The organism is Streptomyces sp. NPDC002838 (assembly GCF_040295365.1).
Classification (GTDB): Bacteria; Actinomycetota; Actinomycetes; order Streptomycetales; family Streptomycetaceae; genus Streptomyces.
This window is the reverse complement of record NZ_JBEOVF010000081.1, coordinates 1-25,089: the sequence shown is the minus strand read 5'-3', so window position 1 is coordinate 25,089 and position 25,089 is coordinate 1. Positions and strand designations below refer to the sequence as shown.

Below are 25,089 nucleotides of genomic sequence, written 5' to 3'. Positions count from 1 at the left end.
GGCGACCGCCGATGACCGCCGCCGCACCGCACGCGCCGGGCCCGGGGGCCACCAAGTCCCCCTCGGGCCCGCCCGCTCCACGCGCCACCGGTGGCCCGAAGGCCCCTCTCCACCGCTCCCTGACCCGCGCCCTCCCCGTCTCCCCCGCCCTGGTCCTCCTGCTCCTCTTCCTCGCCGGCCCGATCGCCTACTGCGCCTACATCGCCTTCACCGACCTCCAGCTCACCGGCCAGGCCGAGTCGTCGTTCGTCGGCTTCGACAACTTCCGTACGGCCTTCCAGGACGAGGATTTCCTCAACGCCGTATGGCTGACGCTGGTGTTCACGGTGGTCTCGTCGCTGATCGGGCAGAACACCCTCGGTCTCGCCCTGGCGACGCTGATGCAGCGCGCCTCGAAGCCGGTCCGTACGCTGACCGGCGGCATCGTGATCACGGCGTGGGTACTGCCGGAGGTGGTGGCCGGATTCCTGCTCTACGCCTTCTTCCGCCGCGAGGGCACCCTGAACGCCATCCTGGACTGGCTCCACCTCCCGTCCCAGAACTGGCTGTTCACCCTCCCCATCCTCGCGGTGTCCTTCGCGAACGTCTGGCGGGGCACCGCCTTCTCGATGCTGGTCTACTCGGCCGCCCTGAACGAGATCCCGAAGGAGATCACCGAGGCGGCCGAGGTGGACGGCGCGGGCGGCTGGCGCCGGATGTGGCACATCACCCTCCCCATGATCCGCCGCTCCATCGGCACGAACCTCATGCTCAACACCCTCCAGACCCTCTCCGTCTTCGGCCTGATCTGGGTGATGACGCGGGGCGGCCCGGGTGACAAGAGCCAGACGCTGCCGCTGTTCATGTACGAACAGGCCTTCCAGAACAGCATGATCGGCTACGGCACGGCGGTGGCGCTGCTGCTGCTCCTGGTCGGCTCCCTGTTCTCCCTCATCTACCTGCGCCTGCTGCGGACGGAGGTCTGACGACACATGGCCCTCACGCTCTCCTCCCGCCACCGCAGCCGCCGCCTGGCCGCCGACGCGGGGCTGCTCGCCGTCGCCGCCGCCTTCGCACTGCCGCTGGCGTGGGTGGTCCTGTCGGCGCTGGACCCGCGGGCGGACCTCAGGGTGAAGGCCCCCGACGGCCTCACCCTGGACAACTTCGACGCGATCCTCACCTCGGAGATCACCTTCACGCCGCTGATGAACAGCCTGATCCTGTGCGGCGGCGCGACCCTGCTGACGGTGGGGTGCGCGGCACTGGCGGCCTACCCCCTGTCCCGCTTCAAGTCCCGGCTGAACCGCCCCTTCCTCCTCACGATCCTCTTCGCGACCAGCCTGCCGATCACGGCGATCATGGTGCCGGTGTACGCGCTGTTCGTTCAGGTGGACCTGATCGACACCATGCAGGGCACGATCTTCTTCTTCGCCGCCTCCCAACTCCCCTTCGCCATCTGGCTGATGAAGAACTTCATGGACGGCGTGCCGAAGGAACTGGAGGAGGCCGCCTGGACCGACGGCGCCTCGTCGCTTCAGTCACTGATTCGGATCGTGCTGCCGCTGATGGGGCCGGGGGTGGCCGTGGTGACCGTGTTCTCCTTCGTGATGATGTGGGGGAACTTCTTCGTCCCGTTCATGCTGCTGCTCACCCCGGACCGGATGCCGGCGGCCGTGAGCATCAACGAGTTCTTCGGCAATCGGGGGATGGTGGCGTACGGGCAGCTGGCGGCGTTCTCGATCGTGTACTCGACGCCGGTGATCCTGCTGTACGTGCTGATCGCGCGGCGGTTGGGGGGTGGGTTCGCGCTGGGCGGCGCGGTCAAAGGGTGACCGGATGGGTCACCCCTCCGGCAACACCCCCGGCCGGAACGGCTCCACCCCCACCACCCTGCGCACCCGCACCGGCTCGATCAGCAGCATCACCCGCCGCTCCCCGGGCAGCAGCCACGGGTACCGGTCCTCACCGATGTACTTCCGCGTGAGCCGGTCCATGGACCGGTCCGCCTCCTCCCCCTCCACGAAGCGAACGACCCGCCCCCGGATCTCGACGCGGTCGTAGGGGTTGTCGGGGTCGTGGTGGGAGAGGGAAACGTTCGGATTGCGCCGCAGATTCTCCTCCTTCACCCGCCCGATCGCCGTGTTGACCATGACGTACTCACCTTCGAGGTCCGCCCACATGGGCGAGACCTGCGGCCTCCCGTCCGGGCCGACCGTCGCGAGGTGCCAGAAGTTCGGCGCCAGCAGCCGCTCGCGAATATGCCCCTCTACCTTGCCATTCACCGAGTACACGAAGATCACGTTCCCTTCCGGCCGCTGTCGGGGCGGCCCCGCGCCATCCTCGCCATCCCCGCCGCATCGCCGACAGACGATCTTCAGCCACCCCGAACGGACGGCCGGAACCGTATATTCCTACAATGTGTGATCCTGGCCGAACAGACCGTAGTCACCGCACCGCCACGGCCCTAGCTTGTGGCCCGTGCGCCGACCCCCAGCCCAGCCGAATCCGCCCAGCCCGCCGCCGTCTCCCCCGTTCGACGCCCCCGCCGCCCGCAGACTCCGTACCGCCCTGAACATGGGGCCTGAACACGTCGCCTACGGCATGCGCGCCTCGTACGGACTCCCCCACGTCACCCCGGACCTCGTCATCGCCTGGGAACGCGGGATCACCGCCCCGACCGGCTCCGAACTCATCGCCCTCGCAGGCGTGTTGTGGTGCTCCCCCGGTGAACTCATCGGCAGGCCCCGGACGTTGCGCGAGCACCGCATCTCGCGCGGGCTCGCACCCGACGACGTCGCCCGTGCCGTCGGTCTCGAACTCCTCGCCTACCTCAGCATGGAGGAGAACGACGAGTGGCGCGGCACCGACCGCCAGTCGTCCGCGCTGGCCGAGCTGCTCGACCTCTCACTCCCGGACTTCGTCACCGTCACGGGGCGCGACCGGAAGCTGGCCGAGTCGCTGTGCAGTGCCGTGACCACGCGGTGGCAGGCGTACGTCCGTCCCGTCGCGAAGCTCGTGCCCCTGGACCGGCGTCTCCTGGTGGTCGCGCTCCAGGAGCTGCACCGGCAGTACCAGGGGCAGATGGTCGCCACCCTGAGCTGGGGCGGCAGCAGCGGCGCCGGGGACACCGGCCAGGACTTCCTCGACCGGATCGTCGAGCGCTTCTGGACGACGATCCAGGCCCACACCGGCTAGAACACTCAGGAGGCCCAGGAGGCCGAGGAGGCCTAGAAGACCGACTCCGCCTCGTCCATCCGGTCCTTCGGCACCGTCTTCAGCTCGGTCACCGCCTCCGCCAGCGGCACCATCAGCACGTCGGTGCCGCGCAGCGCGGTCATCCGGCCGAACTCGCCCCGGTGCGCTGCCTCCACCGCGTGCCAGCCGAAGCGGGTGGCGAGCACGCGGTCGTACGCGGTCGGTACGCCGCCGCGCTGGACGTGGCCGAGGATGACCGGCTTGGCCTCCTTGCCGAGCCGGCGCTCCAGCTCGAACGCCAGCGCCGTACCGATGCCCTGGAAGCGCTCGTGGCCGAACTGGTCGATCGCGCCCTTGCCGTAGTCCATGGTGCCCTCGGCGGGGTGCGCGCCCTCGGCGACGCAGATCACGGCGAACTTCTTGCCGCGGGCGAAGCGCTCCTCGACCATCTTGACCAGGTCGGCGGGGTCGAAGGGACGCTCGGGCAGGCAGATGCCGTGGGCGCCGGCGGCCATGCCGGACTCCAGGGCGATCCAGCCCGCGTGCCGGCCCATGACCTCGACGACCATCACCCGCTGGTGGGACTCGGCGGTGGTCTTCAGGCGGTCCATCGCCTCGGTGGCGACGCCGACCGCCGTGTCGAAGCCGAAGGTGCGGTCGGTGGAGGAGATGTCGTTGTCGATGGTCTTCGGGACACCGACCACCGGCAGGCCCGCGTCGGACAGCATCCGCGCCGCGGTCAGCGTGCCCTCGCCGCCGATCGGGATCAGCGCGTCGATGCCGAAGTCGGTGACGATGTCGGCCGCGTTCTCGCAGGCCTCGCGCAGGCGGTCGCGTTCCAGGCGGGAGGAGCCGAGGATGGTGCCGCCGCGGGCCAGGATGCCGCTGACGGACTCCAGGTCGAGGCTGCGGTAGCGGCCGTCCAGCAGGCCCGCGTAACCGTCCTCGAAGCCGATGACCTCGTCGCCGTAGTTGTCGACCGCGCGGTGCACGACCGACCGGATCACGGCGTTCAGGCCGGGGCAGTCGCCGCCTGCGGTGAGAACTCCGATACGCATCGTGCTGTGTCTCCTGCTCGCTGTTGATACCGGTGAGCCAGATTCGATTCTTTCACGTCCCACAGGGCGATGCCGCCTCCGCTCCTGGCGGGCGCCTTAACCATTGACGGAGGTATTGTCAAGAGGGTTCTGCTCACCTCGGTGGGCGATTTTTATGACGCCGACGAAGGGGAGAGCACGCGTGACCCGCAGCGTGTACGTGACCGGTATCGACCGCGGTGACGGCCGCCAGGTCGTCGAGCTGGGGGTCATGGAACTCCTGACCCGGCAGGTCGACCGGGTCGGCGTGTTCCGTCCCCTCGTCCACGACGGCCCCGATCGCCTGTTCGAGCTGCTGCGCGCCCGCTACCGCCTGTCCCAGGACCCGGCGACCGTCTACGGCATGGACTACCACGAGGCGTCCGCCCTCCAGGCCGAGCAGGGCGCCGACGAGCTGGTGTCGACGCTGGTCGACCGGTTCCACCGCGTCGCCCGTGCCTTCGACGTCGTCCTCGTCCTCGGCACCGACTACGCCGACACCCAGTTCCCGGACGAACTCTCCCTCAACGCCCGGCTGGCGAACGAGTTCGGCGCGTCCGTGATCCCGGTCGTGGGCGGCCGTAAGCAGCCCGCCGAGTCGGTGCTCGCCGAGACCCGCAACGCCTACCGGGCCTACGACGGCCTCGGCTGCGACGTACTCGCCATGGTCGCCAACCGGGTCGCCCGCGCCGACCGGGACGAGATCGCCGAGCAGCTCGACGGGCGCCTCCCCGTGCCGTGCTACGTCGTCCCGGACGAGCCGGCCCTCTCCGCGCCGACCGTCGCCCAGATCGCGCACAGCCTCGGCGCCAAGGTCGTCCTCGGCGACGACTCGGGGCTCGCCCGGGACGCGCTCGACTTCGTCTTCGGCGGGGCGATGCTGCCGAACTTCCTGGGTGCCCTGACCCCGGGCTGTCTGGTCGTCACCCCGGGCGACCGCGCCGACCTGGTCGTCGGCTCGCTGGCCGCGCACAGCGCCGGCACCCCGCCGATAGCGGGCGTGCTGCTCACTCTCAACGAGGTCCCGGGCGACGACATCCTCACCCTCGCCGCCCGCCTCGCCCCCGGCACCCCGGTGCTGTCGGTGGCCGGCAACAGCTTCCCCACCGCCGCCGAACTCTTCTCCCTGGAGGGGAAGTTGAACGCGGCCACGCCCCGCAAGGCGGAGACCGCCCTCGGCCTCTTCGAGCGGTACGTCGACACGAGCGACCTGCTGAAGCGGGTGTCCGCCCCGAGCAGCGACCGCCTCACGCCGATGATGTTCGAGCACAAGCTCCTGGAGCAGGCCCGCTCCGACCGGCGCCGCGTCGTGCTGCCCGAAGGCACCGAGGCGCGCGTGCTGCACGCCGCGGAGGTCCTGCTGCGGCGCGGGGTCTGCGACCTCACGCTGCTCGGCCCGGTCGACCAGATCCGCAAGAAGGCCGCCGACCTCGGCATCGACCTCGGCGACTCCCAGCTGATCGACCCGGCCACCAGCGAGCTGCGCGACGACTTCGCCGAGAAGTACGCCCGGCTGCGGGCCCACAAGGGCGTCACCGTCGAGCTGGCCTACGACGTCGTCTCCGACGTGAACTACTTCGGCACGCTGATGGTCCAGGAGGGCTTCGCCGACGGCATGGTGTCGGGCTCGGTCCACTCCACGGCGGCGACCATCCGCCCCGGCTTCGAGATCATCAAGACGAAGCCGGACGCCTCGATCGTCTCCTCCGTCTTCTTCATGTGCCTCGCCGACAAGGTCCTCGTCTACGGCGACTGCGCGGTGAACCCCGACCCGAACGCCGAGCAGCTCGCCGACATCGCCATCCAGTCGGCCGCCACCGCCGAGCAGTTCGGCGTGGAGCCGCGGATCGCGATGCTGTCGTACTCGACCGGTACGTCCGGCTCGGGCGCCGACGTCGACAAGGTGCGCGAGGCGACGGAGCTGGTACGGGAAAGGCGGCCCGACCTGAAGATCGTGGGGCCGATCCAGTACGACGCGGCCGTGGAGCCGTCGGTCGCGGCGACCAAGCTGCCCGGCTCCGAGGTCGCCGGGCAGGCAACGGTTCTGATCTTCCCGGACCTCAATACAGGCAACAACACCTACAAGGCCGTGCAGCGGTCGGCCCGCGCGATCGCCGTCGGGCCGGTGCTGCAGGGTCTGCGCAAGCCGGTCAACGACCTGTCCCGGGGCGCCCTCGTCCAGGACATCGTCAACACGGTCGCCATCACGGCGATCCAGGCCCAGTCCCCCGTCCCGTCCCCCAGCGAGAAGGCAACCGCCCAGTGAGCTCCACGCGTGTCCTCGTCCTCAACTCCGGCTCCTCGTCGGTGAAGTACCAGCTGCTCGACATGCGGGACCGCAGTCGGCTGGCCGTGGGCCTCGTCGAGCGCATCGGCGAGGAGACCGCCCGGCTCAGGCACACGCCGCTGGACGGCGGGGGCGCTTCCCGTGGGTGGACCGGCCCGATCGCCGACCACGAGGCCGCCCTGAAGGCCGTGTCGGAGGAGCTGTCGAAGGACGGGCTCGGGCTGGACTCGCCCGAGCTGGCCGCGATCGGGCACCGGGTCGTGCACGGAGGGAAGCACTTCACCGAGCCGACCGTGATCGACGACGCCGTGCTCGCCGAGATCGAGCGGCTGATACCGGTGGCGCCGCTGCACAACCCGGCCAACCTGACCGGCATCCGTACGGCACGGTCCCTGCGCCCGGACCTCCCGCAGGTGGCCGTCTTCGACACCGCCTTCCACACCACGATGCCGGAGTCGGCCGCGCGCTACGCGATCGACGTGCGGACCGCCGACGAGCACCGGATCCGGCGCTACGGCTTCCACGGCACCTCGCACGCGTACGTGTCCCGGGCGACGGCTCAGCTGCTGGGCAAGTCGCCGGAGGAGGTGAACGTGATCGTGCTGCACCTCGGCAACGGGGCGTCCGCCTCGGCGGTCCGGGGCGGACGATGTGTCGAGACCTCCATGGGGCTGACGCCTTTGGAGGGGCTCGTGATGGGTACGCGATCCGGAGACATGGACCCGGCCGTCATCTTCCATTTGATGCGCGTTGGCGGAATGTCCACGGACGAGATCGACACTCTTCTCAACAAGAAGAGCGGATTGATCGGTCTGTGCGGGGACAACGACATGCGGGAGATCCGCCGCCGGATCGATGCGGGTGACGAACAGGCACAGCTGGCCTTCGACATCTACATTCACCGCCTGAAGAAGTACATCGGCGCCTATTACGCGGTGCTCGGCCGGGTGGACGCGATCGCGTTCACGGCCGGGGTCGGGGAGAACGCGGCGCCGGTGCGCGAGGCTGCCGTCGCGGGCCTGGAGGAGCTGGGCCTGGCGGTGGACGGCGAGCTGAACGCCGTACGCGGCGACGAGGCGCGGCTGATCTCGCCCGCACACGCGCGCGTGGCGGTCGCGGTCGTCCCGACGGACGAAGAACTGGAAATCGCCACTCAGACTTATGCACTGGTGGGAAAGAGCTGACCGGAAAGAGCAACTGAGCGCGCGGCCGCCCATTTGTCACTTCGCACCTTCCATCAGGCGGAATATTCCGTAGCGAAACAAACCGATAGGATCGCCCCATGCGCCGTTCGAAAATTGTCTGTACTCTCGGCCCCGCGGTCGACTCCCATGAGCAACTGGTGTCGCTGATCGAGGCCGGCATGAACGTGGCCCGCTTCAACTTCAGCCACGGCACGCACGCCGAGCACCAGGGGCGGTACGACCGTGTCCGTGCCGCGTCCAAGGAGACCGGCCGGGCCATCGGTGTCCTCGCCGACCTGCAGGGCCCGAAGATCCGTCTGGAGACCTTCGCCGAGGGCCCGGTCGAGCTGGAGCGCGGCGACGAGTTCGTCATCACCACCGAGGACGTCCCGGGTGACAAGCAGATCTGCGGGACGACGTACAAGGGCCTGCCCGCCGACGTCGCGCGCGGCGACCAGATCCTGATCAACGACGGCAACGTCGAGCTGAAGGTCCTGGACGTCGAGGGCCCGCGGGTGAAGTCGATCGTCATCGAGGGCGGTGTCGTCTCCGACCACAAGGGCATCAACCTGCCCGGCACGGCCGTGAACGTCCCCGCGCTGTCGGAGAAGGACGTCGACGACCTCCGCTTCGCCCTCCGCATGGGCTGCGACCTGGTCGCGCTGTCCTTCGTCCGGGACGCCAAGGACGTCGCCGACGTCCACCGGATCATGGACGAGGAGGGCCGCCGCGTCCCCGTCATCGCCAAGGTGGAGAAGCCGCAGGCGGTGGAGGACATGGAGGACGTCGTGATGGCGTTCGACGGTGTGATGGTCGCCCGTGGCGACCTGGCCGTCGAGTACCCGCTCGAGAAGGTCCCCATGGTGCAGAAGCGCCTCATCGAGCTGTGCCGCCGCAACGCCAAGCCGGTCATCGTGGCGACCCAGATGATGGAGTCGATGATCACCAACTCCCGCCCGACCCGCGCGGAGGCCTCCGACGTGGCCAACGCGATCCTGGACGGCGCGGACGCGGTCATGCTGTCGGCGGAGTCGAGCGTGGGCGCGTACCCCATCGAGACGGTCAAGACGATGTCGAAGATCGTCACGGCGGCCGAGCAGGAGCTGCTCTCCAAGGGCCTGCAGCCCCTGGTCCCCGGCAAGAAGCCCCGCACACAGGGCGGCTCGGTCGCCCGCGCGGCGTGCGAGATCGCCGACTTCCTCGGCGGCAGGGGCCTGGTCGCCTTCACCCAGTCCGGCGACACGGCCCGCCGGCTGTGCCGCTACCGCGCGGCGCAGCCCATCATCGCGTACACGACGGACGAGTCCACCCGCAACCAGCTGACGCTGAGCTGGGGCGTGGAGCCCCATGTCGTCCCCTTCGTGAACAGCACGGACGAGATGGTCGACCTGGTCGACCAGGAAATCGCCAAGCTCAACCGCTTCAACGCGGGCGACATCATGGTCATCACGGCGGGCTCGCCGCCCGGGGTGCCGGGGACGACGAACATGGTTCGGGTGCATCACTTGGGCGAGGGCGAGCGGGACTGACGTCCCAGGGCACTGTAGGCCGACGTACGACGAGGAGGCGCCCCCCTGCGCGGCAGGGGGCGCCCTCAGCCCTGTGGTGCCTGGCGGTCAGTCCGCTCGAAATGGCTGTGACCCGGCTCCCCGCGTCAGCGGAGGAAACCGGGCCACAGCTCTCTGTGCGGCTCCCGAACGGGTTTGTGGGGGCGCCTACTCGGTGACGTACTGCCGCATCCCTGGCACGCTCAGGGTTCCGCCGAACTGGGCGGCCTGCACGACCTTCACGTTGGTGAAGTAGATCAGCGGGATGTTCAGCGGCGGCGGGTGCTCCGGGTCGAACGTGATCGGGATGAGCCCGAGCAGGTTGCCGGAGATGCTCTCCGTGTACATCACCGTGTCGCCGTCGGTGATCGTGGACTCCGAACCCTTGGCCGCCTGCACGTGGTAGGTCTTGCCGTTCTCCTTCACCAGCTGGTGCAAGTCGCCGATGTCGGTTCCGTCGGAGATGACGTACTTCAGGACCTTCTTGGTCTTGCCGCTCGCGGTCTTCACCTCGACGATGCCCTGGTAGTCGGCACCCTTCAGCGTCAGCGAACTGGCTTCCAGATACCAGGGGTTGTCCGGCACCAGGATCTTGTTGTCGACCCCGCCCTCCGCGTCCGTGGCGGCCGGGCAGTCCTCCGGGTCCGTGGAGGAGCTCGGAGACGGGCTGGGCGAGGCGGTGGCCTTCTCCGCCGCGTCCTCGGCCGCCTTCTCCACGGCCTTGGAGGTGTCCTCGGCCGCCTTGGACGCCTTGTCGGTGGTGTCCTTCACGGTGTCGTCCACCGTGCCGGTGACCTTCTCGGTCGTCTCCTTTACGGCGTCCGAGGTGTCCTTGGCCTCGTCGTCCGAGGCGGAGTCGTCCGAGGCGGAGGGGGAGGGAGTCGTCGACGGTGTCGGGCTCGTCTCCGAGGAGGTGTCCTTGCCGCCGGTGAAGATGCCGGTGATCGCGTCGCCGATGTCCTCCAGCAGGTTGCCCCCGCCGGTCTCGGACGGCGAAGGGCTCGGCGTGACGGCGTCCTCGCCGGAGGACGACGTGCCCTCCTTGCCCGGCGAGGTCGAGGGGGACGGCGTGGGCTCGGGCTTGGCGGCAGCGTCGTCCTTGTCGTCGGAACCTGAATCCGACGAAGAGGAGTCGTCCGAGGAGCCCGTGGGGGCCGACGGCTTCGGTTCCGCCGCGTCGCCCTTGTCCGACGTGCCCGACGTGTCCGACGAACTGTCGGAGGACTTGTCCGTGGACTCGTCCGTCGGGGCGGACGGCGACGGCGTGGGCGACTTGGAGGGGTCATCCTCCAGCGCCGCCACGCAGTCCTTGTACTCGTCGGCCTTGAGGCTGTTCGATGTCGGCTGCTCGTCGGCTATCGCGAGGGTCGGCGTGAACCCCATCCCCATGAGGACCGCCGTCGGCATCGCCGCCATGGCTATCGCCTTGCCGGCCGGCATGTGGAACCTGGTGAACAGCGGCTTCTTGGGCGCCGCGTGCCGTGGTCCCGTTCTCGCCCGTGCCGGGCCCGCAGGGCTATCGCCGCGGATCTCGTCAGCCGACACGGTACCCCCCGTTGGATTCGTCGGCCCAGACGCCTTCGGGCATACGGTCCGTCGTGCCGCCGCCGTAGCCGGGGTTCTGTGAGCGATACGGCTCTCCCGGCCCACCTGGCACTCCGTGCCCACCTGGCGCTCCTGGCTCACCCGCGGCGCCCTCGGGAGCGGTCCCCGTGGCGCTCTCCCCCGAGGGGCCCTTTTCCGCGTCCTGCTGACCGGCGTCGGCATCCGCGGCCGGTCCCTGGCCCGGCGCCCAGGAGATGGCGAGCGCGCCGCCGAGCATCGAGAGCAGGAACCCGACGATGAAGCCACCGATGTTGGAGACGACCAGGGACACCAGGGCGAGGATGATCGCCGCTACGCCGGCGAAGATGCGCGTGGCCTGCTGGAACCACATCGTCAGGCCCAGAGTGACCAGCAGAACACCGATGATGAGGGAGCCCGCACCCGCGGTGGTCGCCATGGCGAGCGACATGTTCCCCAACTTGAGGGTGGCGTACGGGAAGTAGGCGATCGGTACCCCGCCGAGCAGGGTGAACAGGCCTGCCCAGAACGGCCGGGTGCCCCGCCAGTCACGGAATCGCAGACGCAGCCGGGCGAAGGTCCCGACGCTCTGGACCGGAGTCTCGGCACTCATGGAAAACAGCTCCCTGGGTCCGGGGGAAGTACATACCGGCTCGGCCGTAGGCGTGGAGAAGCCGGAAGTCTCTGAGTATGTGCATGTGCCCGACGCGGCGCGTCAGGTGGGGGTGTACGGGGCGGAGAAGCGACTGCTTCCCCGCCCCCATGGACAGCTCAGCCGCCCAGGGACACCCCTGCGACGGAAGCCGTCAGTAGCACTCCATCTTGGGGTCGGTGCCAAGACGCATCTTCAGGCCGCTGAGCTTGAAGGTGCCGGCCGTGGTCGCCCATGCCGTCTGCTTGACTTTGTAGAGGTCGGCCGATTCCGCCTGCTGGGCGAAGCCGCCCGGAAGCACGGTCTTCTTGTCCTTGACCTCAGGGCCCCGCGTCTTGTCCTGGACCGCAACACCGATGTCGATGTTCTTGAACTCAGCATCGGCGTCGAGCTGAGCGACGTCGATGTAGAGGTTCGTGGCCTTGACCTTGTGTTCGGCGTCCGGACCCGCGTCAAGACGGAGATAGATCGTCTTCCCGATGAGGGGAATCTCCGTTTTGACCGACTGGCACATCTTCGTGATCTCGGCGCTGTCGAACGACGAGATCGCGACCGGACGCTGCGTCTTCTTATCGCCGTCAGTCGACGTGTAGGTGGTGTCTATACCGCCGTACTGAGCAAAGCCATCGCCGTGCAGATGATCGGCCGTAACCTTGAACTCCTGGCCGGACACGCTGAACGACGCGGCCAGCGCACCCTGCGCGAGGCCGACACCCACACATGCGGCCGCGGCGACGCTGGGCACCATGACCACAGCGAACCGCTTCCATCTGGTCCCGCCACGCACCTGGGACTCCATATTTCCTCCTTCTCGGACGTACATCGCCTGACCTGACTGCCACCGTCTCTCGACGTCTCAGCCGGGCAGGGATGGGAGAAGCGCTACGTCCTCGGGAAGGGGAGCGCCCGCGCTCGGTGGCGCGAACCGCGCCCGAATCACCGGCGATCACCCCCGAGCGACAACCACTGGTCGCGCCTGACACGCATCACGCACAACCTTGCTGGACAGGCTTCGCCGAGTGGGCGAAGACCCCCCTGTCCAAGAGCCGGCACCACTGCCGCCGGCTCTACTCGGTGGGGACCCAGGGAATCCCGTAGGCCCAACCGGCTGTCGGGGTACGGGAATGGACCGAGCGTGGCCGATCGTGGTCCATTCTCGCCGCCCGCACAAGGGGGTTCGTTACTCACGGGTAACGGCCGGATAACCGAACAACGACCCGCTGGTCTCGGTCGACAACGCTGGGTGTCAGTTGAGGGGAGGACAAAGCTGTTGATCAATGGACAGATTCCGACAGATCAACGCCGTCGACTTACTCGCAGTAACAGCGGCCGCGTTTACCAAGATTTGGCAAAGCGCGGCCGCACTGACACCCCGTCGGCAATTTTTTCACTTGGGCATCACAGGCCCCAGTGTTTAGCGACTGGTCAGAACCGGGCTCCCTCCCCGGTCAGAACAGGGCGCGCGCCAGCGCCCTGCGCGCCGCCGTCACGCGCGGATCCTCGGCGCCGACGACCTCGAACAGCTCCAGCAGCCGCAGCCGTACGGCGTCCCGGTCCTCACCCGCCGTACGCTGCACGGTTTCGATGAGCCGCCCGAACGCGTCCTCCACATGCCCGCCCACCAGGTCCAGGTCGGCGGCGGCGATCTGCGCCTGAACGTCCTTCGGCTTGTCGGCCGCGTCCTTGCGCACCTGCTGCGGGTCCGCGCCCTGCACACGCTGGAGCAACTCGGCCTGGGCGAGGCCCAGTTTGGCCTCCATGTTGCCCGGGTCGTCGTTCAGCACGTTCTCGTACGCCTGAATGGCGCCGCCCAAGTCCCCCGCGTCCAGGGCCTGTACGGCGGCTTCCAGGAGGGCGTCGTACGGCCCCGCAGGCGCCGCGGGAGCCGCTGCCTCGGCGCCGCCCGGCTCGGCGTCCGGATCGACCACCAGGCCGGTCAGACCGAAGCGCTCCTCGCCGACCTGCACCAGCTGGTCCAGGGTCTGCCGGATCTGCGCCTCACCGGCGGCACCCTGGAAGAGCGGCAGGGCCTGCCCGGCCACCACCGCGAACACAGCCGGGATCCCCTGGACCCCGAACTGCTGCATCAACATCTGATTGGCGTCGACATCGATCTTGGCGAGGAGGAAGCGCCCGTTGTACTCGACGGCGAGCCGCTCCAGGACCGGGCTCAGCTGCTTGCAGGGCTGGCACCACTCGGCCCAGAAGTCGATGACGACGGGCACTTCGGCGGACCGCTGCAGGACATCCCGCTCGAACCCGGCTTCATCTACATCAATGACGAGATCGGCCGGAGAGACGGCCCCGCCCGCCCCGCCCTGCCGGGCGGCTTCGGCCCGCGCCTGCTCCGCCTTCGCCTTGGCCTCTTGGGCCGCCTTCACCGCGGCGAGGTCGACGACTCCGCTCATGGACATGTTCCGTGGCTGCATGCGTCTATCCTCCCCCGTGAGCGCGCGTGCGTGAAAAGCGGTGTGAAATCCGGTTGTGCTGTGTGTTGTGCTGGGTCCTGCGTATCCGTGTTCCGTCCGGCGCCGGGTCCCCACCCCACGCCGCGTGTGCGGCCACTCGCGTACGTCCGCCACGAGCTTTCGCTACGAGTCGTAGCGTAATGGCACGGAGTGCCTCCAGAACACCCCACCCCGGTGATCTCCCTCACTGACACGTGGAATCGGATGCAGAGCCGCACCGTTCCTAAACAGTGTCCAGGAGTGAGCTTTGTACCCACGTCCCGGAACTGCGCGCATCCCGAACGGTTTTGGGTGCGCTGGTCCCCCGCGTTCGCTGAGTCCCCGTCCGGCCGCGCGCATCGTGTGCGCCCTCCGTGACGGGTGGGCGGGTTCCCTCACGCCCCCGTGCGCCGGGTCCGGCCTGGGCGGTCCGATGCCCACGACGATCGCTCCGGTCGTCGTGGGGCGGTGCCGTCCGTCGCCGGATCGGGTGCCCGAGGGCGCGTCGCCCGACCGCGATGCTCGCCGCATCGTGCCGGGAAATCTTGCGAGTCGGTGTGGCCAGGGTTTCTGCCAGTACTGGGCGCCCCACCGGCTGGTGTAGGCGGGGTCGACCGCGACGACGGCGATGTCCTGCTCGGCGGCCATCGACACCAGCCGGGCCTTGAGCTTCGCGGTCGGGAAACGGGACAGCAGCCGCCGAAACCGCTTGTTGCGGCCGTGCTTCTCGCGGCTTGTGCCGTCGGTGAAGTCGAGGTCCTCAATGGCGATCGCGGCGGCCCCGCAGCGGCGGGCGTGGTGCAACAGCCGGGTCAGCGCGTGCCGGATCTGCGCATCCCGGTGCTCACTGCTGCCGGTCAGGTCGTAGAAGAAGCGCCGCGGCTCACCGACCGGGTTGCCGTGCACGTCGAGGTGCCAGGCAGCGAGGTGGTCGTCGTTCATGTCCACCCCCACCACCCCCCGGGCCAGCGCCGCCTGAAGCGGCAGGATGGGGGCGGCGGCGCGCTGCCAGGACGCCGTCACATACCAGCGGCCGCGCAGCACGTCGTGGTGGATGCGGTAGACCACCGCCCGGTTGGCGGTGACCCGGTCACGCCACTCCGCGCCCCGGTGCCGGAACGCCACCGTCGCATCCAGCAGGTACCGGCCATGCGGTGCGTTGGCCAGGCGGGCCAGCGCGGCCGGGAGCTTGATCGAGACCTGGCCGGTGTCGGTGATGCGGATGGTTTCGTTGCCGAAGCGTTTGCCGGACTCCCCGTCGGCCGCCAGGAACATCCGCTCCGCCCGCCACCGCTCCCACCACGCCCGCTCACTCAGCCCGGCCGCCGCCAGGTGATGGCGGGCACGGGCGAGGCGCTTGCCGCCACGCACCACGCGCACCCGGCCCGCCGCCCAGTCCGCCTCCACCACCGCCAGCCGGTCCTTCAGCATCTGCAGTCGGCGCGATTTGGCATGCCACTCGCCCCGCGAGCCGTACCCGCGCACCAGGCCTTCCCGCTTGTTGGCCTTGGCGCCCAGCGGGCGGGCCAGCCGCGCCTCGATCGAGGCGATCTGCTCCCGCAGCCAGGCCATATGTGCGGCCTGCCCGCGCCGGGCCAGCGCCCACTGATCATGCGTGGCCTTTGTGATACTGCCCGCCCAGCGCGCCGACGACTTTCCCGTCAGCTCCCGCTTGCGCACCGCCCACCCGGCCGCCTCATGCGCCGACCCCTGCCGACACCGTACGGCGAGATCACCGGCTGCCAGCGAACCCAGGAACACCCCGACCTCTGCCAGTACCGCCGCGTCCGCCGCCGACACCCGCAGCCGGTCCCGAACCGCCACCCCGGCCGGACCGGGCACCACGAACGGCGCCGCCAACACCCGCAGCCCGCCCACCCGGTCACCCCCGCCCGCGACTCCAAGACCCCCGTCACCGCAGTCAACGAGCACCACCCGCAAAGGTCACCCGTTCGCCCCAAGAACTCCCGTTCCCCTCGGGAAGCCGGACCAGAACCCACCCATGGCAGAAGAAGCACCCCCAGTACACGGAGGGCAAACGGATCCACATCTGAGTCCCGGCACTCACTCACACTCGCCCAAAGTCACTACCGCCCACTACATCGGCAACAGTTCCCCACCCCGGTTATCGTCTTCGGATGCAGAGCCGCAGCCCCGCCAGCCGTACCGGCCGTCCGCGCAGCGCCACCGCGGACACCGCGATCCTGGCCGCGACGCGGGAGGCGCTGGTCGAACTGGGCTGGTCGAAGCTCACCCTGGGAGACGTGGCAACGCGCGCCGGGGTTGCAAAGACGACCCTCTATCGCCGCTGGGCGGGCAAGAACGAGCTGGTGGTCGACGCGGTCGCCGAACTCTTCGACGAACTCCGCCTCCCCGACCGCGGCACGCTGGCCGCCGACATCGAGGGCGTGGTGCTGCAGTTCGCGGCGATCCTGGACCGGCCGGAGGCGAAGAGCGGGCTGATGGCGGTGGTGGCGGAGTCGACGCGTGACGATGCGCTGCGGGAGCGCATTCGGGTGTCGATCGTGGAGCGCCAGAAGGGGCTGGTCCTGGAGGGCCGGGCCCGGGCCCAGAGACGGGGCGAGCTCCCACTGGAGCTGGACTCGGAGGAAGCCACCCGCACGGTGGACCTGATCTTCGACGTGGTTGCCGGCGCGGTGGTCCACCGTACGCTGGTCAGCGCGGAACCGGCGGACGAGGAGTGGGTGCGCACCTTCACAGCCCTCTTGCTGAACGGCCTCGCGGGCACCCCCGCCCTCGTCCGCTGAATCCAGCCGCACGGACGACGCCCGGCACCTAAGGTAATCGGATAGTGCGTTGGTGAAGCAGGGGGCAGCGGTGGCACGGGTCGTTGTGGTGCACGGGGTGGGCAAGCAACTGGACACCGCCGAGACGCTCCATCCTTCACTGGCTCCCGCTCTCATCGGCGGGGTGAACCTCGCTCTCCGCGCCGACGCGCGCCTCGCCGACACCCTCCCGCCACTGACGCCCTCCGATGTGGTCTGCGCGGGCTACGGAGATCTCTTCCGCCGGCCCGGCTCACGGAGCGGAACGCCCCAGTACGAGGCCGAGGACGTAGCCGATGGGCTGGAGTACGACCTGCTTCTCGCCTGGTGGAAGGAGGCGGCCCGCCTCGACCCATCGGTCCTGGACCCGACCGAGGCCGGACGCGGCCTGATCGGATACACAGCCTCACGCCCCCTGCGGATCGCCACCGTACGACGGGCCCTGGACGCACTGACCCGCACCCGCTTCTTCAAGTCCGTCTCGGACGCCTTCCTCATCGCAGCGCTCAAGCAGTTCCGGCGCTACTTCGAGGAACCCCGACTGCGCGCGGCCGCACGGAAGCGCGTCCTCGAACGCCTCGGCCCCGGACACCCGCGTCGTCGTGGCGCACTCGCTCGGCTCGGTCGTCACCTACGAGGCGCTCTGCTCCGAACAGACCGAGGGAGCGGTCACGCTGGTGACGCTGGGATCCCCACTCGGAATCAGTAACCTCACTTTCGACCGGCTCGTCCCCATGCCCGTCGACGGCGTCGGTGTGTGGCCGCAGTCGGCGGAGCACTGGCACAACGTCTCGGACAGCGGTGACCTCGTGGCCCTCGTCCACGAACTCGCCCCTCGATTCGGCCCCCGGGTGAAAGATCACCACGTCCATAACGGCACGACCATGCACGAGATGGCGGCATATCTGACGGCTGTGGAAACAGGTGCCGCGATCGCTCACGGGCTGGCGGAATGAGCGCCGACTCCCGGGACGAGGAGCAGGAGTACCGCCGGTACGTACTCGCGGCCGGTACCCGGCACTACCCCGACGAGCCCCACCTCACCGAACTGCCGGGTGTGGAGGAGGACGTCGAACGCGTCGCCGCCTCGACGCCCTGGTTGCCATGTCCGAGTCCAGCGGCAAGGGGTGGTGGAGCTCCTATCAGGGACGGGTCACCCAGTACGCGCTCAACCTCGCCGAACTGGAGGCCGGTGCAACGAGCGTCTGCTCGTATCACCCGCTGCTCGTCCCCGGGCTTCTCCAGACGGAGGACTACATCCGAGCCCTCTTCGACGATGAGCAGCCGCGACACGCCACCACCGAAGATGCCGTCGCCTTCCGGCTGGACCGCCAGAGGATCCTCACGGGTGGGAACGCCCCTGCAGTGCACGCGGTCATTCACGAGGCTGCGCTACGCATGCACTACGGCGGCCCCGAGGTGATGCGCCAGCAGTTGCTGCACCTCATTGAACTGGCGCGGCTCCCCAACGTGACCATCCAGATCTTCCCGTTCCGCGCACGGACATACTCAGGCGTCAGCGCACCGTTCCTGTACCTGGCCCCTCATGTCGAGGAGCTGGCCACCGTCGTACTGGACCATCCCGCACAGCAGATCTACCGTGACTCGCAAGAACATCTGTCCCAATACCGTGTGCTCTTCGACCGGTTGAAGCGGTCCGCGCTCCCGCCGATCGCCGCGTCGACCACACCCGAAGCGCAGGCAGTACCAGGTTCCCTGATGCTGGTCCAACATCTCCTGTACGACTTGTAGAAAGGCCCTCAGTGCCCCGGCTCACCTGGCAGAAGTCCTCGTTCAGCGGTGGCGAGTCCGAAGACTGCCTCTACCTCGCCACCGCCCCCGACGGCACTCTCCGCCTCCGCGAGAGCGACGCCCCGCACAAGGTCATCGCGACCACACCCGCCCGCCTGGGCCATCTCATACGAGCGGTGAAAGCAGGCCGCTCGCAGTAGCCACAGGCGGGGACGGCGGGCCGCCGGGTTGTACACGACGGCGTCCCTGCTGAGGGCGTAAACCGACGCCTAGTCGCTCCCTGCCCGGACCCGGGTCTCGGAGCCGAAACGCGAAGTGCGGTCGCGCACCTGCTCGGCCGGAACGTCGGATGGATAGAACTGGGCGTACCAGCGGCGCAGTGCCTTGATGCCCTTTTCGTGCGGAAGCAGGACAGGGTGCGGTTGGTGGATCTTGTGATCCCAGATCCGGACCTCCTCGCGCACCTCGCCCAATGCCTCCGCCCGGAAGACGAGCTTGAGCGCGGGCGCCAGAAACGACAATCCGGACGGCTTGCGGACGTAGTACAGCATCCGCATCTCGCTTGTGCGGTTGTCGATGGGAGTGGTGAGGGCGACGGCGGTCACCGAGAGGACGGGACCGTGGACACGGACCACCATGACGCCCGGTCCGTACATGAACGCATCAAAGGTGTTGTTGATGTCCCAGCCGAGAACGCGCCGGTGGATCCGGCCGCGGACCTCGGCAAAGGGGCCGTCCGGCCGCAGCTCCTGGACGGGTGGTTCGCTCTGGCCGTGGATGAAGTGGAAATGGGACTCGTCCACGATGTTCTCGCGCATCTCCTGGACATGGATGCGCGCTCGGCAGGTGTCGTCGATCGGCTTGGCGAAGTCTCTGGATCCCGTCTCCGGGATCTCCGGCACCTCCCACGACGGCTCGCCCGGCCCGGCATGGACGAAGATGAGCCCACTGTGCTCACGGACCGGGAAGCCGCCGATGGACACCTTCGGGGTCCGGATCGCGAACGGGGCCTTCACACACCGACCGTCCGCACCGAATCGCCACCCGTGGAACGGGCATTCCACGGTTCCGTCCACGACCTTCCCGCCGACGCCCAGATGCGCGCCATAGTGCGGGCAGTGCGCGTCACGTACGGCAGGCTGCCCATCCGCTCCACGGAAGGCGATGAGGGCCCGTCCGAAGTAGTGCAGGCTGACGACCCTGCCCGGCCGCAGCTCGGTGCTGCGGAGCACGGCGTACCACCCGTACGGAACAGACGGCATCGGGTAATCGTCAGCTCGCGGGTCACGAGGCAGGACAGCGAGCTTGTCATGACTACGACGAAATCGCATGCGCCGATGCTATCCGGCACACGGCCCTGCGCCGCCGAAAGTGATCGCGATCTGGGTGTTCTCAGAAACCGGCCGGCTCGGTGTACACCCCCCACTCGTCCCGCAGCGCGTCACAGATCTCCCCCAGCGTCGCCTCCGCGCGCACCGCGTCCAGCATCGGCTCGATCATGTTGGAGCCGTCCCGTGCGGCAGCGAGCATGCCGTCCAGAGCAGCCCGCACACGGGCATCGTCCCGCCCGCCCCTACGCGCCCCCAGCACCCGCACCTGCTCCCGCTCCACCTCATGGCTGACCCGCAGTATCTCCAGGTCGCCGGTCACGGACCCGGTGTGGGCGTTCACGCCCACCACCTTCTTGTCGCCCTTCTCCAGTGCCTGCTGGTACTGGAACGCGGACTCGGCGATCTCGCCCGTGAACCAGCCGTCCTCGATCCCGCGCAGAATCCCGGAGGTCATCGGCCCGATGGGGTGCTGCCCGTCCGGGTGAGCCCGCAGGCCCCGCTCCTTGATCTGGTCGAAGATCTTCTCCGCGTCCGCCTCGATCCGGTCGGTCAGCTGCTCGACGTACCACGAACCGCCCAGCGGATCGGCCACGTTGGCGACGCCGGTCTCCTCCATGAGCACCTGCTGCGTGCGCAGCGCGATCTCGGCCGCCTGCTCGCTCGGCAGGGCCAGCGTCTCGTCCAGGGCGTTCGTGTGCAGCGAGTTGGTCCCGCCGAGTACGGCCGCCAGCGCCTCCACGGCCGTACGCACCACGTTGTTGTACGGCTGCTGGGCCGTCAGTGAGACGCCGGCGGTCTGCGTGTGGAAGCGCAGCCACTGTGCCTTCTCGGAGCGGGCGCCGTAGACGTCCCGCATCCACCGTGCCCAAATCCTGCGGGCCGCACGGAACTTGGCGATCTCCTCGAAGAAGTCGACGTGCGCGTCGAAGAAGAAGGACAGGCCGGGGGCGAAGACGTCCACGTCCAGGCCTCGCGACAGTCCCAGCTCCACGTACCCGAATCCGTCCGCCAGCGTGTACGCCAGCTCCTGCGCGGCCGTCGAACCGGCCTCGCGGATGTGGTAGCCGGAGACGGACAGCGGCTTGTAGTCGGGGATGCCTGCCGCGCAGTACTCCATCAGGTCGCCGATCAGGCGCAGATGCGGCTCGGGCTGGAAGAGCCACTCCTTCTGGGCGATGTACTCCTTGAAGATGTCCGTCTGGAGCGTGCCGTTGAGTACGGCCGGGTCGACGCCCTGTCGCTCGGCCGCGACCACGTACATGCAGAAGACGGGGACGGCCGGGCCGCTGATCGTCATCGACGTCGTCACGTCACCCAGCGGGATGTCCTTGAACAGGACCTCCATGTCGGCGGCCGAGTCGATGGCGACACCGCAGTGCCCGACCTCGCCCAGCGACCGCGGATCGTCGGAGTCCCGTCCCATCAGCGTCGGCATGTCGAAGGCCACGGACAGCCCGCCGCCGCCATTGGCCAGGATCATCTTGTAGCGCTCGTTGGTCTGCTCGGCGTTGCCGAACCCGGCGAACTGCCGGATCGTCCACGTACGCCCTCGGTAGCCGGTGGCGTAGAGGCCGCGCGTGAAGGGGTACTCCCCGGGCCAGCCGATCCGCTCGAAGCCCTCGTAGGCGTCCCCGGGGCGGGGCCCGTACACCGGCTCCACGGGATCCCCGGAGAGCGTCGTGCGTGTCCAATTTCTTGGGGGCTCCGCCCCCAGACCCCCGGCCGCCACACGCTTGCGCGCGGCGTCGTACCGGGCCTGCCAGCGTCGGCGGCCCTCTTCGATCGCGTCAGCGTCCATACCATCGAATTTACTAGGACGTCCAAGTAACTGTCGACGGCTGACCGCCGTACGCGTATCCGTACGGCGGTGGCGGTTACGCCTTGGCGACCGCCGGAGAGTCCTCGGCGATCTTCGACTCCAGCTCGCGGCTGACCTTCCGCTCCACGAAGAAGGCGGCGGTCGGCACCGTACCGGCCAGCAGGACCCAGAGCTGCTTGGCGACCGGCCACTTCGCCTTCGAGCCCAGGTCGAACGCGAAGACCAGGTAGAGGACGTACAGCCAGCCGTGCGCGATACCCACGACGCGGGTGAAGCCGTCGGCGCCGTCCAGGTCGAGCACGTACTTGGCGATCACGCCCAGGGTCAGCAGGACCAGCAGTACACCGGTGACGTAGGCCATGACGCGATAGCGGGTCAGCACGCTCTTTTTCATGCGTACGAGCGTAACCACGCACTCCGGGCGATCTTCTCCCGGGTCACTCCTCGTCGAACCGGGTCACTCCTCGTCGAAGTCGTGCGCCGCCACCCGCAGGGGCCTGAGCATCGCGAAGATCTCCGCGCACTCCTCGGCGTCGTACACGCCGAGCCCGAAGTCCATCGCCATCAGGTCGCGGGTGGCGGCCTCCACCACCTCGCGGCCCTTGTCGGTGATGGTCGCGAGCGTGCCGCGGCCGTCGTTGGGGTTGGGCCGCTTGTCCACCAGGCCCGACCTCACCAGCCGGTCCACGGTGTTCGTCACGGACGTGGGATGCACCATGAGCCGCTCGCCGATCTTCGACATCGGCAGTTCTCCGGCCTTGGAGAAGGTGAGCAGCACCAGCGCCTCGTACCGCGCGAACGTCAGTCCGTACGGCTTGACCACCGCGTCGACCTCGGCGAGGAGGATCTGGTGCGCGCGCATGATCGAGGTGATCGCGCCCATGGACGGCACGTTTCCCCAGCGCTGCTTCCAGAGTTCGTCGGCGCGGGCGATGGGATCGAAAGGAAGACTGAGGGGCTTCGGCACGGCATCAGACCTTACTGGCCGGTCACACCCTGGTCAGCCCCGTCTCGCTTTTCGGTCGATCCGAAGCCGCTCCTGACACACCACGGCCACGGACGCCCCTCACACCCCACTCATTGAGCAATCGCTCAAAAAGCTGTACGTTCACCTCGACAGCACTTGAGCGATCGCTCAAACAGGCACCTGACAGGGGGATTCAATGGGCCTGTACATAGAGGCACGCATCCGGGCCGACCTCGACCACCTGTGGGCTCGCACTCAGGACCCGGCCCAGCACCAGCGCTGGGACCTGCGCTTCTCCGAGATCACGTACCTCCCGCGCGCGGAGGGCGAGCCACAGCGTTTCCGGTACGCCACGCGTGTGCTGCCCTTTCTCACGGTCGCCGGCACCGGAATCTCGGCGGGCGAGAAGGAGCGCCCCGACGGCACCCGCACCTCCGCCCTCCGCTTCGCCTCCCCGCACCCGCTGTCCCTGCTCGCCGAGGGCAGCGGCTACTGGCGCTACGTCCCCGACGGCGACGGCATCCGTTTCCTCACCGGGTACGACTACCGCCCTCGCTGGGGCACCTTCGGCACGCTGGCCGACCGGCTGCTCTTCCGCCCCCTCATGGGCTGGGCGACGGCCTGGTCCTTCGACCGCCTCCGCCTGTGGCTGGAGCGCGGCATCACCCCCGAACGAGCCCGCCTGAACTGGCTGGCGGAGGTGACGGCCCGCGCACTGGTGATCGCCATCGCCTGCACCACCCTCACCGGGGAAGCGGCCGCCCTCGCCCTCTTCGGCCCCCTGGCCCCGGCGGCGGCCTACTTCTGCCCGCTGCTCCTCGCCCTGCTCATCACCCTGGCGCTCTTCACGCCTCCCCTCCCCGGCACCCCGGCAGCCCGCCGCTGCCTGCGCACACCACCCACGCGCATGCACACCCCCCGGCTCCTGCGCACCCTGGGGAGCCCGCGATGACCTCGATCTTCCGCACGGTGATGGGCACCGACTTCGACCGCCTCCACCCCCAACTGCAACGTCGCTTCTCGGTCGGCCAGGCGAGCGGCGAGATGTGCACGGGCCGGGGCGTGATGGACCGCGTCTGGCACGGCGGGGCGTTCGTGAAGCCGTTCCTGGCGCTCGGCACCACCCGCAACATCCTCGTCCCCAGGCAGGGCCGCCACGTCCCCTTCACCATCGAGAACGTGCCGTACACCGACACCTTCGGCCGTGAGACGGTGACCTTCGTGCGCACCTTCCACCTGCCCGGTCGCCCCCGGCGCTTCGACGCCCAGATGGTGCTCAGTCCCAAGGGCGACCGCATCCTCGACTACCTCGGCACCCACCAACACCTCGCCACAGACCTGCACTTCGGTGCGGAGCCCGACGGCTCCCTCCTCATCCGCTCCGGCGAGCACCGCTTCCGGGAGGGCGTGGTGGACGTCCGCGTGCCCGAACTCATCGGTGCGACAGCGGAGGTACGGGAGTCGTACGACGACACCGCCGGCCGCTTCCGTATCCGGGTCCGCGTGGTCAACAGGTACTTCGGGCCGCTCTTCGGTTACGAGGGTTCCTTCACGGCGACGTACACGGACATCGCGACCTGCGGAGTGCGCCCCGGCCTGCGCCCCGTACGCGAGGAGTCCCGCGCATGAGCCCCGAGACGGTGAAGTCCCAGGAGACGAAGACCAAACTCCTCGAGGGCGCGCTGCGGACACTCACCGAGCAGGGCATCGCCAAGACGTCGGCCCGTACCATCGCGACGGCGGCCGGGGTCAATCAGGCCCTGGTCTTCTACCACTTCGGCTCGGTGGACGAGCTGCTGGCCGCCGCGTGCCGGTACGGCGCCGAGCGGTCGGTGGCGCGGTATCGCGCACGTTTCTCGACGGTGACCTCGCTGTCCGAACTCCTGGCCGTCGGCCGGCAGATCCACGAGGCGGAACAGGAGGGCGGCCATGTCGCCCTCCTCGGCCAGCTGCTGGCCGGCGCCCAGACGCACGACACGCTCGGGCCCGCCACGGCGGCGGGGCTGGAGTTGTGGATCGCCGAGATAGAGCAGGTCCTCACGCGGGTGCTGGCGGGAACGCCGTTCGGGGAGTTCACGGATCCGGCGGGACTGGCGCGAGCGGTCGCGGCGTCCTTCGTGGGCATCGAGCTGTACGAGGGGGTGGATCCGAGGGGGGCCACTGCGGCGCTGGACGCGTTGGAGCAACTGGGTTTGCTGGTGGCGGCGTTGGAGGAGCTGGGCCCTGTTGCCCAGCGGGCGGTACGGCACCATTTGCGGCGGACCAGCCGGCGCTGACCGCGTGCCGCCTGCTTGCCAGGCACCCGGTGTGGGTGCGGGCATTGCTGGGGGCTCCGCCCCCAGACCCCCGGGCGGCCTATGCCCACCCCACCACCCGACTCGGTCGGCCAAGAGGTGACCGTAGAAGCCAAGCGGTGGGACAGCCGCGTACGGCGGCAAGGGGACGTGTCGGGGGGTGTCCGCCCGCAGCGGTTGGCGCGTCAACACGGGCACCCTGGTAGGTGA

At 69.0% G+C, this 25,089-nt stretch carries 24 protein-coding genes and 1 pseudogene; 14 read left to right on the top strand and 11 right to left on the bottom strand.

What is annotated here, in order from left to right; translation table 11 throughout:
* The first annotated feature begins 11 nt into the window (after positions 1-11).
* The gene (locus ABT063_RS47910; RefSeq protein ID WP_351067754.1) at positions 12-965 is read left to right on the top strand and encodes a carbohydrate ABC transporter permease; all 954 of its coding nucleotides are present in this window, start codon (positions 12-14) and stop codon (positions 963-965) included.
* A 6-nt stretch (positions 966-971) separates the two neighbouring features.
* On the top strand, positions 972-1,811 hold the full coding sequence (locus tag ABT063_RS47905) for a carbohydrate ABC transporter permease (RefSeq protein ID WP_351067752.1): 840 nt from the start codon (positions 972-974) through the stop codon (positions 1,809-1,811).
* 9 nt (positions 1,812-1,820) lie between these two features.
* Here ABT063_RS47905 and ABT063_RS47900 read toward each other — a convergent pair whose 3' ends face one another.
* Positions 1,821-2,279, bottom strand: a complete 459-nt coding sequence (locus tag ABT063_RS47900) for a PPOX class F420-dependent oxidoreductase (RefSeq protein WP_351067750.1) — start codon at positions 2,277-2,279, stop codon at positions 1,821-1,823.
* 178 nt (positions 2,280-2,457) lie between these two features.
* Between ABT063_RS47900 and ABT063_RS47895 the strand changes: the two genes are divergently transcribed.
* Positions 2,458-3,174, top strand: coding sequence for a helix-turn-helix domain-containing protein (locus ABT063_RS47895; protein WP_351067747.1), 717 nt, complete (start codon positions 2,458-2,460; stop codon positions 3,172-3,174).
* Between the two features lie 32 nt (positions 3,175-3,206).
* Here the strand turns inward: ABT063_RS47895 and ABT063_RS47890 are convergent, their stop codons facing one another.
* On the bottom strand, positions 3,207-4,232 hold the full coding sequence (locus tag ABT063_RS47890; RefSeq protein ID WP_351067744.1) for an ATP-dependent 6-phosphofructokinase: 1,026 nt from the start codon (positions 4,230-4,232) through the stop codon (positions 3,207-3,209).
* Positions 4,233-4,413: 181 nt separating this feature from the next.
* Here ABT063_RS47890 and pta point away from each other — a divergent pair, with 181 nt between their 5' ends.
* The 3 genes from pta (at position 4,414) to pyk (ending at position 9,250) form a co-directional block, all read left to right on the top strand.
* Positions 4,414-6,516, top strand: a complete 2,103-nt coding sequence (gene pta / locus ABT063_RS47885; RefSeq protein WP_351067742.1) for a phosphate acetyltransferase — start codon at positions 4,414-4,416, stop codon at positions 6,514-6,516.
* Entirely contained in the window at positions 6,513-7,721 is a 1,209-nt protein-coding gene (locus ABT063_RS47880; protein WP_351067739.1) for an acetate kinase, read from the top strand. Before pta ends, ABT063_RS47880 begins: the two co-directional genes overlap by 4 nt.
* Before the next feature lie 98 nt (positions 7,722-7,819).
* Complete coding sequence (pyk, locus tag ABT063_RS47875; protein WP_351067737.1) at positions 7,820-9,250, top strand: pyruvate kinase; 1,431 nt, start codon at positions 7,820-7,822, stop codon at positions 9,248-9,250.
* A gap of 186 nt (positions 9,251-9,436) precedes the next feature.
* Here pyk and ABT063_RS47870 read toward each other — a convergent pair whose 3' ends face one another.
* The 5 genes and pseudogenes from ABT063_RS47870 to ABT063_RS47850 all read right to left on the bottom strand — a co-directional run bounded on the left by ABT063_RS47870 (position 9,437) and on the right by ABT063_RS47850 (position 15,808).
* Entirely contained in the window at positions 9,437-10,813 is a 1,377-nt protein-coding gene (locus ABT063_RS47870; protein ID WP_502991033.1) for a hypothetical protein, read from the bottom strand.
* Positions 10,803-11,444 carry a DUF6114 domain-containing protein gene (locus ABT063_RS47865; RefSeq protein ID WP_351067735.1) on the bottom strand — a complete coding sequence of 214 codons (642 nt, stop codon included), beginning with the start codon at positions 11,442-11,444 and terminating at the stop codon, positions 10,803-10,805. Before ABT063_RS47865 ends, ABT063_RS47870 begins: the two co-directional genes overlap by 11 nt.
* A gap of 193 nt (positions 11,445-11,637) precedes the next feature.
* Positions 11,638-12,282 (bottom strand): DUF6230 family protein, encoded by a 645-nt coding sequence (locus ABT063_RS47860; RefSeq protein ID WP_351067733.1) that lies wholly within the window; start codon positions 12,280-12,282, stop codon positions 11,638-11,640.
* A gap of 649 nt (positions 12,283-12,931) precedes the next feature.
* Positions 12,932-13,912 carry a tetratricopeptide repeat protein gene (locus ABT063_RS47855; protein WP_351067731.1) on the bottom strand — a complete coding sequence of 327 codons (981 nt, stop codon included), beginning with the start codon at positions 13,910-13,912 and terminating at the stop codon, positions 12,932-12,934.
* 262 nt (positions 13,913-14,174) lie between these two features.
* A pseudogene (locus ABT063_RS47850) lies at positions 14,175-15,808 on the bottom strand (nuclease/transposase family protein).
* Positions 15,809-16,068: 260 nt separating this feature from the next.
* Between ABT063_RS47850 and ABT063_RS47845 the strand changes: the two are divergent.
* From ABT063_RS47845 to ABT063_RS47825, 5 genes are all read left to right on the top strand, one after another.
* Positions 16,069-16,698 (top strand): TetR/AcrR family transcriptional regulator, encoded by a 630-nt coding sequence (locus ABT063_RS47845; protein ID WP_351067728.1) that lies wholly within the window; start codon positions 16,069-16,071, stop codon positions 16,696-16,698.
* Positions 16,699-16,750: 52 nt separating this feature from the next.
* On the top strand, positions 16,751-17,425 hold the full coding sequence (locus ABT063_RS47840; RefSeq protein ID WP_351067727.1) for a hypothetical protein: 675 nt from the start codon (positions 16,751-16,753) through the stop codon (positions 17,423-17,425).
* 25 nt (positions 17,426-17,450) lie between these two features.
* Positions 17,451-17,672 carry a hypothetical protein gene (locus ABT063_RS47835; RefSeq protein WP_351067724.1) on the top strand — a complete coding sequence of 74 codons (222 nt, stop codon included), beginning with the start codon at positions 17,451-17,453 and terminating at the stop codon, positions 17,670-17,672.
* 148 nt (positions 17,673-17,820) lie between these two features.
* On the top strand, positions 17,821-18,468 hold the full coding sequence (locus ABT063_RS47830) for a DUF5753 domain-containing protein (protein WP_351067723.1): 648 nt from the start codon (positions 17,821-17,823) through the stop codon (positions 18,466-18,468).
* An 11-nt stretch (positions 18,469-18,479) separates the two neighbouring features.
* Positions 18,480-18,668, top strand: a complete 189-nt coding sequence (locus tag ABT063_RS47825) for a DUF397 domain-containing protein (protein WP_351067720.1) — start codon at positions 18,480-18,482, stop codon at positions 18,666-18,668.
* Between the two features lie 69 nt (positions 18,669-18,737).
* Here the strand turns inward: ABT063_RS47825 and ABT063_RS47820 are convergent, their stop codons facing one another.
* From ABT063_RS47820 to ABT063_RS47805, 4 genes are all read right to left on the bottom strand, one after another.
* Positions 18,738-19,730: a Rieske 2Fe-2S domain-containing protein gene (locus ABT063_RS47820; RefSeq protein WP_351067718.1), complete on the bottom strand. Its 993-nt coding sequence runs from the start codon at positions 19,728-19,730 to the stop codon at positions 18,738-18,740.
* A 130-nt stretch (positions 19,731-19,860) separates the two neighbouring features.
* Positions 19,861-21,597, bottom strand: coding sequence for a coenzyme B12-dependent isobutyryl-CoA mutase large subunit (icmA, locus tag ABT063_RS47815; RefSeq protein ID WP_351067716.1), 1,737 nt, complete (start codon positions 21,595-21,597; stop codon positions 19,861-19,863).
* 76 nt (positions 21,598-21,673) lie between these two features.
* Complete coding sequence (locus tag ABT063_RS47810; protein ID WP_351067714.1) at positions 21,674-22,012, bottom strand: DUF3817 domain-containing protein; 339 nt, start codon at positions 22,010-22,012, stop codon at positions 21,674-21,676.
* A gap of 63 nt (positions 22,013-22,075) precedes the next feature.
* Positions 22,076-22,585: a MarR family winged helix-turn-helix transcriptional regulator gene (locus ABT063_RS47805; protein WP_351067711.1), complete on the bottom strand. Its 510-nt coding sequence runs from the start codon at positions 22,583-22,585 to the stop codon at positions 22,076-22,078.
* Positions 22,586-22,781: 196 nt separating this feature from the next.
* Between ABT063_RS47805 and ABT063_RS47800 the strand changes: the two genes are divergently transcribed.
* Genes ABT063_RS47800 through ABT063_RS47790 form a run of 3 tightly spaced genes read left to right on the top strand, consistent with a single transcriptional unit; the run spans position 22,782 to position 24,861 of the window.
* Positions 22,782-23,537, top strand: coding sequence for a hypothetical protein (locus ABT063_RS47800; protein ID WP_351067708.1), 756 nt, complete (start codon positions 22,782-22,784; stop codon positions 23,535-23,537).
* Positions 23,534-24,214, top strand: a complete 681-nt coding sequence (locus ABT063_RS47795; protein WP_351067707.1) for a DUF4166 domain-containing protein — start codon at positions 23,534-23,536, stop codon at positions 24,212-24,214. The genes ABT063_RS47800 and ABT063_RS47795 overlap by 4 nt, the downstream gene beginning before the upstream one ends.
* Positions 24,211-24,861, top strand: a complete 651-nt coding sequence (locus ABT063_RS47790) for a TetR/AcrR family transcriptional regulator (RefSeq protein ID WP_351067704.1) — start codon at positions 24,211-24,213, stop codon at positions 24,859-24,861. Before ABT063_RS47795 ends, ABT063_RS47790 begins: the two co-directional genes overlap by 4 nt.
* Positions 24,862-25,089: the final 228 nt, after the last annotated feature.